Raw genomic sequence first — 14,196 nt, forward strand, 5'->3', positions numbered from 1 at the left:
CCCTCTTCTGGCAGAAGAGGGCCGCATTTGACTAGCCAAGCACCCGCGAGCGGATCACTTCAGCGATACCGGGTTGCAGGTGATCGGCGATCACCAGATCGGCACGTTCTTTGATGGCATCATCGGCGTTGCCCATTGCGACCCCCAGGCCAGCGGCTTCCAGCATGCTCAGATCGTTGTAGTTATCGCCAAATGCCACTACCTGGGCCATGCTGAGGCCTTGTGATTCCACCCACTGCTGTAGGCGGTTGCCCTTGCTGTTACCGCCTTGGGCGATATCCACCTGATCGTGCCATGACCATTCGCAGGCCAGGCCCAGCTCTTTCTCTACGGTTTCGGCAAAGTGGTGTAACGCTGGGATATCGCTGTGTGACGTGGCGAACTTCCAGATCGCCTGCGCCTCGTCGGCGGCCTGAACCAGGCTGTTGACCTGCAACAGCGTCGGGCGCTGTGCCAGCGGCAAGGTTTCTGCCCATGCCAGGGAACGTATCACGTGGCCGCTGGTTTCCTGATACAGCATGGCATCATCCACATACATCAAGCCGTGGATACCGCTCTGTTTCAGCATCTGCAGCACCAGCTTGGCCTGATCTTTTGTCAGCGGATCGGCGGCCAGCACCTTTTGCTGCTGGAAATCGTACAGATAGGTGCCGTTGCAACAGATAGCAGGCGTGTCGATCTGCAGTGCCTGATAGAAGGGGTGGATAGCAACATGGTGGCGGCCGGTGACGATCACCACCTGGATCCCGGCGGCGCGTGCCTCCGCCAGAGCGGCCAGCGACTGCGGCAAGATGCGTTTCTGGTTGTCCAGCAGGGTGCCGTCCAAATCAAGGGCAATAACACGGTAGCTCATAGCGATCTCATGGTTGTTGGCAAGAAAATTACTCGAATGGTACAACGGATAGCCGTGCGATAAAACCGCGCGGTTTTCCTGCCCATCGCGGGGTTGTTATGTGACAGATGTCAGGTAAGCTAGAGCAAACCGTAAAAACTGAAACCGGTTACTCTTTCTCATTTAAGGAGCGCGAATGAAGCAAATCGTTTATGTTGCCAGCCCGGAAAGCCAGCAGATCCACGTTTGGCAGTTAGACGACCAAGGGGCGCTGTCGCTGCTGCAAACGGTCGATGCACCGGGGCAGGTGCAACCGATGACGATCCACCCCGACAAAACCCACCTGTACGTTGGCGTGCGCCCGGCATTTGGCATCGTCAGCTACCGTATTGAGGCCGATGGCTCGCTACAAGAAGCGGGGATGGCACCTCTGCCGGGGAGCCCGACCCATATTTCCACCGACTTGCAGGGGCGTTACCTGTTCTCCGCTTCTTACAGCGGCAACTGCGCCAGCGTCAGCCCGATTGGCCGCGACGGCGTCGTCACCGCGCCGATTCAGCAGATCGATGGCCTGACCGCGCCGCACTCGGCGAATATCGATCCCACCAATCAGTTGCTGTTGGTACCGTGCCTGAAAGAAGATCGCATCCGCCTGTTTGATCTGAGCCAGGAAGGCCAACTTACGCCACATGCTCAGGAAGCGGTGCCAACCGCCGCCGGTGCTGGCCCACGTCATATGGCGTTCCACCCGAACCATCAGTTTGCCTATTGTGTGAATGAGTTGGACGGCACGGTAGACGTGTTCGCCATTGCTGAACACGGCGGCAAATATACCCTGGTGCAAACGCTGGATGCGATGCCGGCCGATTTTACCGGCACCCGTTGGGCGGCCGATATTCATATCACGCCGAATGGCCGTTTCCTGTATGTCAGCGATCGGACTGCCAGTATTCTGACTATCTTCAGCGTTGCCGCAGACGGAAGCCGCATTGCGGTGGTGGGGTATCATCCAACGGAAGAGCAACCGCGCGGGTTTAATATCGATCACAGCGGGCGTTTTGTGATTTCTGCCGGTCAGAAATCCGGCCATGTTGAAGTGTGTGAAATCGATCAGGCCAGCGGAGTGCTGAGCACGTTGGGGCGCTATCCGGTAGGAAAAGGCCCGATGTGGGTGTGCGTGCTGGCTAAATAATCAAACGGGTGTGACATTTCCAGGGTTCAGCGTGCTGAACCCTTTCTTTTAGCTGTATATCACGGTCAGCGTGGCACTGCCCAAGCTGTGAAAGTGAATATTGAAACCCACCATTGCACCGCTCGCGCCTTCGTCGACCTCAATGTTTTCCACGTCCAGCGCGTGGACGGTGAACTGATAACGATGGCTTTCCCCCTGCGGCGGTGCCGCACCGCCATAACCTGCCTTGCCGAAGTCGGTGCGGGTCTGCACGGCACCTGCTGGCAACCCAGGCATGCCGGAACCGGCACCCTGCGGCAGTTCACGCACCTGAGCCGGAATATTGGCCACGACCCAGTGCCACCAGCCGGAGCCGGTCGGGGCATCGGGATCGTACACCGTCACCACAAAGCTTTTGGTGCCCTGCGGTGCGCCATCCCAGGCCAGATGGGGCGAAAGATTATCGCCATGGTAACCCATACCGTTAAATACCTGCCGTTCCGGCATTTTTGCGCCGTCTTGCAGATCGTGACTGTACAAACGAAAAGCCATAGTGACTCCCTGTTGTCGAAAGTGCAGAGCGTTTAAATTAGATTGTTTTGCCTGAACAATCCAACCCTATCGCTGCGGGTTATTCTGCCGCGGCGGCGATTGCCGCCGTCAGGCGCGTGAGCTGCTCCGGCGTAATAATGTAAGGTGGCATCAGGTAGATCAGCTTACCAAAGGGCCGGATCCACACGCCGCGTTCAACAAATTCGCGCTGTAATGCCGCCACATTCATCGGTTCACGCATTTCCACCACGCCAATCGCCCCCAGCACGCGCACATCCGCCACTTTCGGCAAAACAGCCAAAGGCATTAGCTGTTGCCTGAGTTGAGACTCGATAGCCGCGACCTGCTGCTGCCAGCGGTTTTCTGCCAGCAGGCTCAGGCTGGCGCTGGCGACCGCGCAGGCCAACGGGTTGCCCATAAAGGTTGGCCCATGCATAAAGCAGCCTGCCGCACCGTTGCTGATGGTTTCGGCGACCAAACGGGTGGTCAGGGTGGCGGAAAGCGTCATATAGCCGCCGGTCAGCGCTTTGCCCAGGCAGAGAATATCCGGCACGATGCCCGCATGTTCACAGGCGAACAGCTTGCCGGTGCGGCCAAAGCCGGTGGCGATCTCATCGGCGATCAGCAGAATCTGGTGACGATCGCACAGTTCACGCACCCGTTGCAGATAGGTGGGGTGATAAATCCGCATACCACCGGCCCCTTGCACAATAGGTTCCAGGATCACGGCGGCGATCTCCCCACTGTGCTGCTCCAGCAATGCGCTGAAGGGGGCGATATCCTGCTCATCCCAGAGTTCATCAAAACGGCGCTGGGGTGCGGTGGCAAACAGGTGTGGCGCGAGATAGCCCTGATACAGGCTGTGCATGGAATTATCGGGATCGCACACCGACATGGCACCGAAGGTATCGCCGTGATAGCCGTGGCGCAGGGTCAGTATCCGCTGCCGCCGCTCTCCGCGCGCCTGCCAGTATTGCAGCGCCATCTTTAGCGCCACTTCCACCGCCACAGAGCCGGAATCGGCCAGGAACACGCATTGCAAGGCTTCTGGCGTCATGGCGATCAGTTGGCGGCACAGCGCAATCGCCGCGGGGTGGGTAATGCCGCCAAACATCACGTGCGACATCTTCTCCAGTTGCTGCGTTGCCGCCTGGTTCAACTGTGGATGATTGTAGCCGTGGATCGCAGCCCACCAGGATGACATTCCGTCGATCAGCCGGCGGCCATCCGCCAGCTGCAGCTCAACGCCGTGCGCTGACTCAACCGGATAACAGGGCAACGGATGGCTCATGGAGGTGTAGGGGTGCCAGATATGGCGCTGATCGAAGGCGAGATCGTCATCAGAGAGGGACATTGTTGTAAACCAAAACAAAATAGAATGGTTGACAGTATATCCGCAATATTTACACTGACGACACTTTTTCTTCTCTTTGGAGACGCCGTCAATGGCCGATCGCATTCACTGGACAACCGCGCAAGCCCAGGCGCTGTTTGATAAACCCCTGCTTGAACTGTTGTTTGAAGCGCAAACCGTTCACCGTCAGCATTTCGATCCGCAGCAGGTGCAGGTCAGCACGCTGTTGTCGATCAAGACCGGTGCCTGCCCAGAAGATTGTAAGTATTGCCCGCAGAGTTCACGCTACAAAACGGGGCTGGAATCTGAACGGCTGATGCAGGTGGAACAGGTGCTGGAGTCCGCGCGTCAGGCCAAGGCCGCCGGTTCCACCCGTTTCTGCATGGGGGCTGCCTGGAAAAACCCGCACGAGCGCGATATGCCTTATCTGCAACAGATGGTGCAAGGGGTAAAAGCGCTGGGTATGGAAACCTGTATGACGTTGGGTACGTTGGAGGCGACTCAGGCTGAACGCCTGGCGCAAGCTGGCCTGGATTATTACAACCACAATCTGGATACCTCACCGGAGTTTTACGGCAATATCATCACCACCCGTACCTATCAGGAACGTTTGGACACGCTGGATAAGGTGCGTGAAGCGGGCATCAAAGTCTGTTCTGGCGGCATTGTCGGGCTGGGTGAGACGGTGAACGATCGCGCCGGGCTGCTGGTACAGCTGGCGAATTTGCCCAAGCCACCGGAGAGCGTGCCGATCAACATGCTGGTGAAAGTCAAAGGCACGCCGCTGGCCGATAATGCTGACGTTGATCCTTTTGATTTTATCCGCACCATTGCCATTGCGCGCATCATGATGCCATCGTCCTATGTGCGCCTGTCCGCTGGCCGTGAGCAGATGAGCGAGCAGACCCAGGCGATGTGCTTTATGGCCGGTGCCAACTCGATCTTCTACGGCTGCAAACTGCTCACTACGCCCAACCCGGACGAAGATAAAGATCGGCAACTGTTCCGTAAACTGGGGCTGAATCCGCAACAAACTGCCACCGCACATGGCGACAATCAGCAACAGCAGGTGTTGGCCGAGCAGTTACTGCATGCCGATACCGCTGAGTTCTACAACGCGGCACCGTAATGAGCTGGCAACAACGTATCGAACAGGCCTTGGGCGAGCGGCAACGTGCCGCCGCTTACCGTCAGCGGCAGGTCAATCAGGGTGGCAATGGCCGCTATCTGCTGCTTAACGAGCAGCGCTATCTTAATTTTTCGGGCAATGACTATCTGGGGCTTAGCCAACATGCGGCAGTGATCGCCGCCTGGCAGCAGGGCGCCGCACGTTATGGCGTTGGCAGCGGCGGTTCGGGCCATGTCACCGGCTTTTGCCAGCCGCACCATGAGCTGGAACAACAGCTAGCAGATTGGCTCGGTTACCCGCGCGCGTTGCTGTTTATCTCCGGCTATGCCGCCAATCAGGCACTGCTGGCAGCGTTGATGCAGGCCGACGATCGCATGCTGGCGGATAAGCTCTGCCATGCGTCAATCTTGGAAGCGGCCGCTCACTCACCGGCGCAACTGCGGCGTTTTCGCCATAATCAGCCGCAGGCATTGGCCGCATTGCTAGAGAAACCTTGCGCTGGCCAACAGTTGGCGATCACCGAAGGCGTATTCAGCATGGATGGCGACAGCGCGCCACTGGCTGAACTGCACCGTCTGACGCAGCACGCCGGAGCCTGGCTGATGGTGGACGATGCGCACGGTATTGGCGTGCGCGGTGAACAGGGGCGTGGCAGTTGCTGGCAGCAAGGGGTGCACCCGGAAGTGCTGGTGGTGACCTTTGGCAAGGCGTTTGGCGTCAGCGGTGCGGCGATCTTATGCGATGAACCGCTGGCGGAATATCTGCTGCAGTTTGCCCGCCATCTGATTTACAGCACCGCGATGCCTCCGGCGCAGGCCTGTGCTTTGCAGGCGGCGTTAAGCTGTGTCCAACAAGGGGAGGCGTTGCGCAGCCAGTTACAGCACCATATTCAGCGTTTTCGTGCCGGGGTGGCGAGTTTGCCCTTAACGTTAACCGACTCCGATACAGCCATTCAACCGCTGCTGGTGGGGGACAACCAGCGAGCGCTCGATCTGGCGCAGCGCCTGCGTGAACAGGGGCTGTGGGTCAGCGCCATTCGCCCGCCCACGGTGCCGCCGGGCGGCGCGCGGTTGCGCATCACCCTCACGGCGGCCCACCAGCCGCAGGATATCGATCGCCTGCTGGAGGTGCTGCATGACGTTAGCCGGTGATGGGGTGAATAAACCGGCAGTGGCTGCGGCGTTCAGCCGCGCGGCGGAAAGCTACGATGCCGCAGCGCTGTTGCAGCGTGAGGTGGGTGAACGCTTACTGGGGATGGGGTTGAACCATCCCGGGCAGCAACTGTTGGATGCGGGTTGCGGTACCGGTTATTTCAGCCGCCGCTGGCGCGATCAGGGCAAGCAGGTGACGGCGCTCGATCTGGCACCGGGCATGCTGGCCTTCGCCCGTCAACGGCAGGCGGCGGACCACTACCTGTTGGGGGATATTGAGCAGATCCCGCTGCCCACAGCGGCGGTCGATATCAGTTTCAGCAGCCTGGTGGTGCAATGGTGCGGCGATCTGCCACGTGCGCTGGCGGAGCTGTACCGCGTGACGCGGCCCGGCGGTGTGATTCTGTTTTCCACGCTGGCGGCAGGCTCTTTGCACCAATTGGGGGATGCCTGGCAACAGGTGGACGGTGAACGTCATGTGAATGATTTCCTGCCCCTGGCGCGCATCGCTGCCGCCTGTGGCGCTTATCGCCACCGTCTGCAAGCCGAGTGGCAAACCCTGGAATACCCGGACGTGATGGCGCTGATGCGTTCGCTGAAAGGAATAGGTGCTACGCATTTGCACCAAGGGCGTGAGGCGGGCTTGCTTTCCCGCCAGCGGCTGGCGGCATTGCAGGCGGCTTATCCTCGCCATCGCGGCCTGTTTCCACTCAGTTATCATCTGATTTATGGAGTGATTTATCGTGATTGAGCGCTGGTTCGTGACCGGAACCGATACTGAAGTGGGCAAAACTGTGGCCAGCAGCGCACTGTTGCAGGCTGCCCGCGCTGCCGGGTTACGCTGTGCGGGTTATAAGCCGGTGGCGTCCGGCAGCGAGATGACGGCGGATGGCCTGCGTAACGCGGATGCGCTGGCGTTGCAGAAAAACAGCAACGTGCCGCTGGTTTACGCCGAAGTGAATCCTTACACCTTTGCAGAGCCGACGTCGCCGCATATTGTCAGCCTGGCTGAAAATCGCCCGATCGCCCTGGCGCAGCTTTCAGCCGGTTTACGCCAGCTCGAGCAGCGTGTCGACTGGCTGTTGGTGGAAGGCGCGGGCGGATGGTTTACCCCGCTTTCTGAGCAGCACACCTTTGCTGACTGGGTGCAACAGGAGCAGTTGCCGGTGATCCTGGTGGTGGGCATCAAGCTCGGTTGCATCAACCATGCTGTGCTCACGGCGCAGGTGATTCAGCAGGCGGGGCTGCACCTGGCTGGCTGGATTGCCAATGATGTCACCGAGCCCGGCAAGCGCCACGCTGAGTATCTCGCCACGCTGCGCCGTATGCTGCCAGCACCGCTGCTGGGGGAGATCCCGCACCTGCCGCAGATAGAGCAACAGGCGCTGGGGCAATATCTCGATCTTGCGGCTTTGCAAGCGTGGGGCTGAGCGGCGGGTTTATCCCGCAAGATAAGTATTAATCAACTCCTCATCTAACTGTTCCAGGGCGCCGCTGGCGACGCTGCGGCCCTGATCCATCAGGCAAAAGCGATCCGCCACATGGCGCACAAACGGCAGCCTGCGCTCTACCAGTAAAATGGTCATGCCCCATTCGTGGTTCAGCCTGCGGATGAGATGGCCGATCTCGTTCACCTGCGAAGGCGACAGACCGGTGGTGGGTTCATCCAGGATCAGCAACGCCGGTTCCAGCACCAGCGCACGGGCGATCGCCAATTGCTGCTGTTCATCGCCACACAGGTCCCCGGCGCGATACAGCAGCAGGGTTCGCAGATGCGGGAACAGGCTATCGATCATGGCTGGAATCCGCCGGGTTCTGTCGCGCCCGGCCAGGAGGGCTATCTGGAGGTTTTCTTCCACGCTCAGTTGCGAAAAGATTTGCCGCCCCTGCGGTACGTAGCTGATACCCAGTGCTGCCCGCTTTTCCATCGGCTGCTGCAACAGATTTTGTGGAGGTTCATCGGCTACTTGCCAGGTCATGCTGCCGCTGACGATCGGCAGGTGCCCCATAATGCAGTTGACCAGCGTAGTTTTACCCACGCCATTGCGGCCCAGCAGAGTGGTGCATTGCCCGCGTGGCAGTTCGAGGCTCACATCCCACAGCGTATGGTGATGCCCATAGTATTGATTTACTGCGCGTAAACTTAGCATTTGGCATTCTCCCCAAGGAGGCGTGTTCACTGGTGGATGGGGTGATCCCCTCCGGTTATATCAGCGGTTTCTCTCCCAAGTGCGGTGTTCCCCAGAACAAAATGCCATGCAATGAGCCTGAATAGGAGGGGTAAAAGCCCAGGCAAGATAGCTAAAAATGGGCGCTATTGGCGGCTTGCGGCTGCTATTGCCTATTTTTGATGCCAATGTCGATTTTCTCACCGCGTACGGTCGATGATTTTCCCGTTAGCGCTCCTGCCAGAATCAGGGGGGCTGGCGCGGTGTGTGAAAGAATTTAGCAATTCTCAGGCCAACTTTATGAGCTTAGTGCAAAAGTTGGATGTTGTGTTTTTGTTAATTTCCAGGGCGGCGCTGGTGGGGGCTGGCTGCAGCGATAAGAAAAAACCTGATAAGCTGAGTGCCCGGTTGCACTTTTGTGGTGCGGCGTTGACGGTAAATGGTGCAAATCGCCAAACGGTTTATGGCAACAGACGGCACCGCAGCGAACAGAGCAGAAAATAAGTTCCTGAGTGCGCATCCTTTTAGTATTAATCGTCATAACCAAAGCCATATTATTGTGAAAAAATAACTAAAAAATCGCCTTAGACGACGTTTTAACGAGAAAAGCGTTCTTTCTGTAACTCCCGTCACCCGTGGGGTGGTGTGAGTTATCCACTATTCCTGTGGATAACCTTGTGCATGATACTTAGAAAAGTGGCTTAAACAGAGAGCGGGCGCGGGTTGTGTCCGCGTTGTCCGCATTCTCGTCTTTTTTTTAAAAACAATTACTATCAATAAGTTAACTAAAATCAAGCAAGCCCATAGCCGCCTGCTGCTCGGTGCATCATTTTTGGCCGGAATGCCATCGAAATGTTAATTATTGCTGGAGTCTGGGGATAAAATGGCAGTTGACAATAAAAATGTCACCCTACCGTAACCTCGCCGGTTCGCTGCTGGCGCGTTAACGCACGTTAAAGCGACAAATCCGCTTGAAGCTGGTTTTATATCCAGTATCATAAGCGCTGGCGCAGATCGTTAGGGTTTCCCATACTTAGGAGCCGTTGCCAGCAGGCACTTCCCCGCCACCTTCCTGCCACTTGAATGATTTAGGGTATATATGAGCAAAATTTTCAAACTGCACTCGGATTTTGCCCCGGCTGGCGATCAGCCAGAAGCTATCCGCAAACTGGAAATGGGGCTGGAAGATGGTTTGGCTCACCAGACCCTGCTGGGGGTGACCGGATCGGGCAAGACGTTTACCATCGCCAACGTGATCGCCGATCTCAACCGGCCAACCATGGTGTTGGCGCCGAACAAAACCTTGGCGGCACAGCTTTACGGCGAGATGAAAGAGTTCTTTCCCGAGAATGCGGTGGAATATTTTGTCTCCTACTACGATTACTACCAACCAGAAGCCTATGTTCCGAGTTCCGATACCTTTATCGAGAAAGATGCCTCGGTGAACGAACATATCGAGCAGATGCGTCTTTCGGCCACCAAGGCGCTGCTTGAGCGGCGTGACGTGGTGGTGGTGGCCTCGGTTTCCGCCATCTACGGCTTGGGCGATCCCGATCTCTACCTGAAGATGATGCTGCACCTGACCAAAGGCATGATCATCGATCAGCGCTCGATCCTGCGCCGCCTGGCCGAGCTGCAATATACCCGCAACGATCAGGCTTTCCAGCGCGCCACCTTCCGCGTGCGCGGGGAAGTGATCGACATCTTCCCGGCGGAGTCGGACGAACTGGCGCTGCGCGTTGAACTGTTCGACGAGGAAGTGGAACGCCTGTCGCTGTTTGATCCGCTCACCGGCCAGATCGAGCAGGTGGTGCAGCGTTTCACCATCTACCCGAAATCCCACTATGTCACACCGCGGGAACGCATCCTGCAGGCGATGGAAGAGATCAAGGTGGAACTGGAGCAGCGGCGCAAAGTGCTGCTGGCCAACAATAAGCTGTTGGAAGAGCAGCGGCTGACGCAGCGTACCCAGTTTGATCTGGAGATGATGAACGAACTGGGTTATTGCTCGGGTATCGAAAACTACTCACGCTATCTCTCCGGGCGCGGCGAGGGCGAGCCGCCGCCGACGCTGTTTGACTATCTGCCCGCCGATGGCCTGCTGGTGGTGGACGAATCGCACGTTACCATCCCGCAGATCGGCGGGATGTTCAAAGGCGACCGCTCGCGTAAAGAAACGCTGGTGGAATACGGCTTCCGCCTGCCTTCGGCGCTGGATAACCGGCCGATGCGCTTTGAAGAGTTTGAAGCGCTGGCACCGCAAACCATCTACGTCTCCGCTACGCCGGGCAAATATGAGCTGGAGAAATCCGGTGGTGAGATTATCGATCAGGTGGTGCGCCCAACCGGGCTGCTGGATCCGGAAGTGGAGGTCCGCCCGGTTGCTACCCAGGTTGACGATCTGCTTTCCGAGATCCGCAAGCGGGTGGCGATCAACGAACGCGTGCTGGTGACGACGCTGACCAAGCGTATGGCGGAAGACCTGACGGAATACCTTGAGGAACACGGTGAGCGGGTGCGTTATCTGCACTCGGATGTCGACACCGTAGAGCGTGTCGAAATCATCCGTGATTTACGCCTTGGCGAGTTCGACGTGCTGGTGGGGATCAACCTGCTGCGGGAAGGGCTGGATATGCCGGAAGTGTCGCTGGTGGCGATCCTGGACGCAGACAAAGAAGGCTTCCTGCGTTCGGAACGCTCGCTTATTCAGACCATTGGCCGTGCGGCGCGTAACCTCAACGGTAAGGCGATTCTGTACGGTGACCGCATTACTGACTCCATGGCCAAGGCGATAGGGGAAACCGAGCGCCGCCGTGCCAAGCAGCAGGCGCATAACGAAGCCAACGGTATTGTCCCGCAGGGGCTGAACAAGAAGGTTGCCGATATTATGCAACTGGGGCAGCCGAGTTCACGCGGCAAACACAAAGGGAAAGGCAAGGCGGCGGAAAGCGCGGCTCGCTACCAGCACCTCACGCCAAAAGCGCTGGAGCAGAAAATCCGCGAGTTGGAAGGCCAGATGTATTCTCACGCGCAAAACCTGGAGTTCGAACAGGCGGCTGCCGTGCGTGACGAGATTCATCAACTGCGCGAGCAGTTTATTGCGATTTCATAAGTATGCCTGTGTGAACGGCGGCGGGGATAAACTCCTTGCCGCCTGCGAGTTTGCTGATTAAGGTATGCGCCCCGATTACTGAGACGAGCTGCCGATCATGACTGCACATTCATCAAAAGATCCGCTACACGGCATTACGCTGGAACAATTACTGAACAAGCTGGTGGAGCATTATGGCTGGAGCGGGCTGGCTGAACGCATCCGCATCAACTGCTTCAGCAGCGATCCGAGCATCAAGTCCAGCCTAAAGTTTTTACGCCGCACGCCGTGGGCGCGCAAGCAGGTGGAAGATCTCTATATCAGCACCGTCAGCGATAACCCTTGGCATCGCGGCAGGGATTGATCTAGGTGCGGGTAGCCAGTTGCACCAGCGCCTGCTCCAGCGCCTGGCGCAGTAACTGGCGATCGTGGCGGTAAGGGACGTCGGCGGCTTCCAGCGGCTGTTTTACCACGATGCGATCGTGCATTTCGTCGGTGTTGATATGCGGGCCCACCACCACTGCATCAATCATTTTCCGGCCGATCTTCTCTTCCATCAGTTCCAGTTTTTGTTTGAGCGTCAGTGCGGCTGCGGCCACGCTCAGCTCACGCCCCAGATTACCGATATAGATCATGCTGGCGCTGCTGCGGCGCAGCGCTTGGGTGAGATCCTCAAGCAGCAGCAGCGGCATCAGGCTGGTGAGAAAACTGCCAGGCCCAATCAGGATCAGTTCGGCCTGCGCGATGGCATCTACCGCTTCACGCGTGGCACGCACCGCATGCGGGGAGAGCATCAGCTCCTGCGGCATCTGCGCCAGTTGATCGATGTTCACTTCGCCGTAAATCTGATGGCCTTCGTGATCGTGCGCCTCCAGATCCACCGGCTGTTCCGACATCGGGATCAGCGCAGCGTCGACCTTCAACAGGTTGCGTACCAGATTGATCGCTTCCAGCGGGCGCACGCTGAGATGATCCAGGGCTTTCAGCATCAGATTCCCCAGATTATGCCCAGCCAGTTCGCCATTACCGCTAAAACGGTATTCGAACATTGCAGATGCCACGCTCGGTTCGGTAATCAACTGATTCAGGCAGTTGCGGGTGTCCCCCCAGGCGATCCCCCCTTCGGAACGGCGGATACGGCCGGTAGAGCCTCCATTATCGGTTGTCGTGATAATACCGGTTAAGCGGGATCCTAAAAACGACAGAGACGACATCACGCGGCCAAGACCATGGCCGCCACCTAATGCCACCACCCGATCGAGATCGGCAAGGGTTCGATTGCGCATAAAATTCCTTAATACTGGGCGTTAACTGCCCGCATAACGTAGCGGATTTGACGGTGAAACGCGAAAAAGAGTGTGATTTGCGTGATTATAATCAATTCGCCGGCGTAAGAGATGTTTAGTATGGATAACCAGACTTGGCGCTGCAGTAATCGCTGTATATAAAATTATATAGCGAAATTGCGCGATGGCTATCGCATTTGTTTCGCGCTAGAATTCTGTTGAAAACCACGGTTTCATTCAGGTTACCTCAGGTAACCGGGATTGAAATCCAAACTCCTAGCCTTTGTGCCTACGTTGTTCCACGAACAATAGGGTGCCTGGGCCGTGGCGAAGTCAGCCACCAGGGTGCAGAGTGGAAACGCTCGCATCTCCCGTATTTGGAAGGTGTTATGGTGCCGCAACTCATTGATGCTTTTGAGCGCAAGTTCTATTACTTGCGCCTGTCGATTACCGACGTGTGTAACTTTCGTTGCACCTATTGCCTGCCGGACGGTTATAAACCGAGCGGTCATCCCAATACCTTCCTCTCGTTGGATGAAATTCGCCGCGTCAGCCGCGCTTTTGCCGAATTGGGTACCGAAAAGGTACGCCTGACCGGTGGTGAGCCGTCGTTACGCCGCGATTTTACCGAGATCGTCGCCGCCGTGCGCGAAAACCCGGCGATCCGCACGCTGGCAGTGACCACTAATGGTTACCGCCTGGCGCGTGACGTCGCCCGTTGGCGCGATGCGGGCCTGACGGCGATTAACGTCAGCGTTGACAGCCTCGATCCGCGCCAGTTTCACGCTATCACCGGGCAGGACAAATTCCGTCAGGTGATGGAAGGTATCGACGCCGCTTTTGCCGCCGGTTACCACAAGGTGAAAGTCAACGTGGTGCTGATGCGTGACGTTAACCACCAGCAACTGGCCGCCTTTCTGCACTGGATTAAAGATCGCCCGATCCAACTGCGTTTTATTGAGCTGATGGAAACCGGCGAAGGCAGTGAGCTGTTCCGCAAGCACCATATTTCCGGCAACGCGATCCGCCAACAGTTAGAACAACAGGGCTGGCAGCGTTTGGCACGCGGCTACAGCGACGGCCCGGCGCAGGTGTTCAGCCACCCGGACTATCAGGGCGAGATTGGGCTGATCATGCCTTACGAGAAAGATTTCTGTGCCAGTTGCAACCGGCTGCGGGTCTCTGCCATTGGCAATCTGCATCTGTGCCTGTTCGGTGAACAGGGCATTACCCTGCGCGATCTGCTGGCGGATGACGCTCAGCTCGAAGAGTTGAAGATGCGGATTCAAGGCGGGTTGCGCACTAAAAAGCAGACGCATTTCTTGCATCAGGGCAACAGCGGGATCACGCAGAACTTATCGTTTATCGGTGGCTGATACTAACCAAGTTCCCTCTCCCTGGGGGAGAGGGTTAGGGTGAGGGGCTATGCGCCTATCCCTTTGTCAGGCTACGGCTTGAAACC

At 57.5% G+C, this 14,196-nt stretch carries 14 protein-coding genes and 1 riboswitch; of the genes, 9 read left to right on the forward strand and 5 right to left on the reverse strand.

The genetic code is table 11. The features are described 5' to 3' along the window. Positions 1 to 31: 31 nt before the first annotated feature. Positions 32 to 853, reverse strand: a complete 822-nt coding sequence (locus tag BMI79_RS04900) for a pyridoxal phosphatase (RefSeq protein WP_076940938.1) — start codon at positions 851 to 853, stop codon at positions 32 to 34. Positions 854 to 1,028: 175 nt separating this feature from the next. Here BMI79_RS04900 and pgl point away from each other — a divergent pair, with 175 nt between their 5' ends. Beyond that, positions 1,029 to 2,024 (forward strand): 6-phosphogluconolactonase, encoded by a 996-nt coding sequence (pgl, locus tag BMI79_RS04905; RefSeq protein ID WP_076940940.1) that lies wholly within the window; start codon positions 1,029 to 1,031, stop codon positions 2,022 to 2,024. A 48-nt stretch (positions 2,025 to 2,072) separates the two neighbouring features. Here pgl and BMI79_RS04910 read toward each other — a convergent pair whose 3' ends face one another. After that, positions 2,073 to 2,555 carry a kinase inhibitor gene (locus tag BMI79_RS04910; RefSeq protein WP_076940942.1) on the reverse strand — a complete coding sequence of 161 codons (483 nt, stop codon included), beginning with the start codon at positions 2,553 to 2,555 and terminating at the stop codon, positions 2,073 to 2,075. A 79-nt stretch (positions 2,556 to 2,634) separates the two neighbouring features. Next, entirely contained in the window at positions 2,635 to 3,909 is a 1,275-nt protein-coding gene (bioA, locus tag BMI79_RS04915; RefSeq protein ID WP_076940944.1) for an adenosylmethionine--8-amino-7-oxononanoate transaminase, read from the reverse strand. A 91-nt stretch (positions 3,910 to 4,000) separates the two neighbouring features. Here bioA and bioB point away from each other — a divergent pair, with 91 nt between their 5' ends. Genes bioB through bioD form a run of 4 tightly spaced genes read left to right on the forward strand, consistent with a single transcriptional unit; the run spans position 4,001 to position 7,619 of the window. Then, complete coding sequence (gene bioB, locus BMI79_RS04920; protein WP_076940945.1) at positions 4,001 to 5,038, forward strand: biotin synthase BioB; 1,038 nt, start codon at positions 4,001 to 4,003, stop codon at positions 5,036 to 5,038. Next, the gene (gene bioF, locus BMI79_RS04925; protein ID WP_076940947.1) at positions 5,038 to 6,189 is read left to right on the forward strand and encodes an 8-amino-7-oxononanoate synthase; all 1,152 of its coding nucleotides are present in this window, start codon (positions 5,038 to 5,040) and stop codon (positions 6,187 to 6,189) included. The genes bioB and bioF overlap by 1 nt, the downstream gene beginning before the upstream one ends. Further along, the gene (gene bioC, locus BMI79_RS04930) at positions 6,173 to 6,940 is read left to right on the forward strand and encodes a malonyl-ACP O-methyltransferase BioC (protein WP_076940948.1); all 768 of its coding nucleotides are present in this window, start codon (positions 6,173 to 6,175) and stop codon (positions 6,938 to 6,940) included. Before bioF ends, bioC begins: the two co-directional genes overlap by 17 nt. Then, a complete protein-coding gene (bioD, locus tag BMI79_RS04935) occupies positions 6,933 to 7,619 on the forward strand; it encodes a dethiobiotin synthase (RefSeq protein ID WP_076940950.1) in 687 nt (228 codons plus the stop codon). Before bioC ends, bioD begins: the two co-directional genes overlap by 8 nt. A gap of 9 nt (positions 7,620 to 7,628) precedes the next feature. Here the strand turns inward: bioD and BMI79_RS04940 are convergent, their stop codons facing one another. Continuing rightward, positions 7,629 to 8,339 carry an ABC transporter ATP-binding protein gene (locus BMI79_RS04940; RefSeq protein ID WP_076940951.1) on the reverse strand — a complete coding sequence of 237 codons (711 nt, stop codon included), beginning with the start codon at positions 8,337 to 8,339 and terminating at the stop codon, positions 7,629 to 7,631. A 285-nt stretch (positions 8,340 to 8,624) separates the two neighbouring features. Here BMI79_RS04940 and BMI79_RS04945 point away from each other — a divergent pair, with 285 nt between their 5' ends. From BMI79_RS04945 to BMI79_RS04955, 3 genes are all read left to right on the forward strand, one after another. After that, positions 8,625 to 8,861, forward strand: coding sequence for a hypothetical protein (locus tag BMI79_RS04945; protein WP_076940953.1), 237 nt, complete (start codon positions 8,625 to 8,627; stop codon positions 8,859 to 8,861). A 595-nt stretch (positions 8,862 to 9,456) separates the two neighbouring features. Beyond that, positions 9,457 to 11,469, forward strand: a complete 2,013-nt coding sequence (gene uvrB / locus BMI79_RS04950) for an excinuclease ABC subunit UvrB (protein ID WP_076940955.1) — start codon at positions 9,457 to 9,459, stop codon at positions 11,467 to 11,469. A 97-nt stretch (positions 11,470 to 11,566) separates the two neighbouring features. After that, on the forward strand, positions 11,567 to 11,812 hold the full coding sequence (locus BMI79_RS04955; RefSeq protein ID WP_076940957.1) for a VF530 family protein: 246 nt from the start codon (positions 11,567 to 11,569) through the stop codon (positions 11,810 to 11,812). Between the two features lies 1 nt (position 11,813). On the opposite strand, the gene BMI79_RS04960 is transcribed toward BMI79_RS04955, so the two are convergent. Beyond that, positions 11,814 to 12,734 carry a gluconeogenesis factor YvcK family protein gene (locus BMI79_RS04960; RefSeq protein ID WP_076940958.1) on the reverse strand — a complete coding sequence of 307 codons (921 nt, stop codon included), beginning with the start codon at positions 12,732 to 12,734 and terminating at the stop codon, positions 11,814 to 11,816. 261 nt (positions 12,735 to 12,995) lie between these two features. Then, positions 12,996 to 13,137, forward strand: a riboswitch (molybdenum cofactor riboswitch). On the opposite strand from BMI79_RS04960, the gene moaA reads away from it, so the two are divergent. Beyond that, on the forward strand, positions 13,124 to 14,110 hold the full coding sequence (gene moaA, locus BMI79_RS04965; protein ID WP_076940960.1) for a GTP 3',8-cyclase MoaA: 987 nt from the start codon (positions 13,124 to 13,126) through the stop codon (positions 14,108 to 14,110). (Overlaps the previous riboswitch by 14 nt.) Positions 14,111 to 14,196: the final 86 nt, after the last annotated feature.

This window comes from Serratia oryzae, assembly GCF_001976145.1.
Taxonomy (GTDB): Bacteria; Pseudomonadota; Gammaproteobacteria; order Enterobacterales; family Enterobacteriaceae; genus Chania; species Chania oryzae.

Excerpts from the sequence above, each read along its gene's own strand:
- BMI79_RS04900 (WP_076940938.1), bottom strand. The coding sequence starts at position 853 with ATGAGCTACCGTGTTATTGCCCTTGATTTGGACGGCACCCTGCTGGAC.
- pgl (WP_076940940.1), top strand. The coding sequence starts at position 1,029 with ATGAAGCAAATCGTTTATGTTGCCAGCCCGGAAAGCCAGCAGATCCAC.
- BMI79_RS04910 (WP_076940942.1), bottom strand. The coding sequence starts at position 2,555 with ATGGCTTTTCGTTTGTACAGTCACGATCTGCAAGACGGCGCAAAAATG.
- bioA (WP_076940944.1), bottom strand. The coding sequence starts at position 3,909 with ATGTCCCTCTCTGATGACGATCTCGCCTTCGATCAGCGCCATATCTGG.
- bioB (WP_076940945.1), top strand. The coding sequence starts at position 4,001 with ATGGCCGATCGCATTCACTGGACAACCGCGCAAGCCCAGGCGCTGTTT.
- bioF (WP_076940947.1), top strand. The coding sequence starts at position 5,038 with ATGAGCTGGCAACAACGTATCGAACAGGCCTTGGGCGAGCGGCAACGT.
- bioC (WP_076940948.1), top strand. The coding sequence starts at position 6,173 with ATGACGTTAGCCGGTGATGGGGTGAATAAACCGGCAGTGGCTGCGGCG.
- BMI79_RS04940 (WP_076940951.1), bottom strand. The coding sequence starts at position 8,339 with ATGCTAAGTTTACGCGCAGTAAATCAATACTATGGGCATCACCATACG.
- uvrB (WP_076940955.1), top strand. The coding sequence starts at position 9,457 with ATGAGCAAAATTTTCAAACTGCACTCGGATTTTGCCCCGGCTGGCGAT.
- BMI79_RS04955 (WP_076940957.1), top strand. The coding sequence starts at position 11,567 with ATGACTGCACATTCATCAAAAGATCCGCTACACGGCATTACGCTGGAA.
- BMI79_RS04960 (WP_076940958.1), bottom strand. The coding sequence starts at position 12,734 with ATGCGCAATCGAACCCTTGCCGATCTCGATCGGGTGGTGGCATTAGGT.
- moaA (WP_076940960.1), top strand. The coding sequence starts at position 13,124 with ATGGTGCCGCAACTCATTGATGCTTTTGAGCGCAAGTTCTATTACTTG.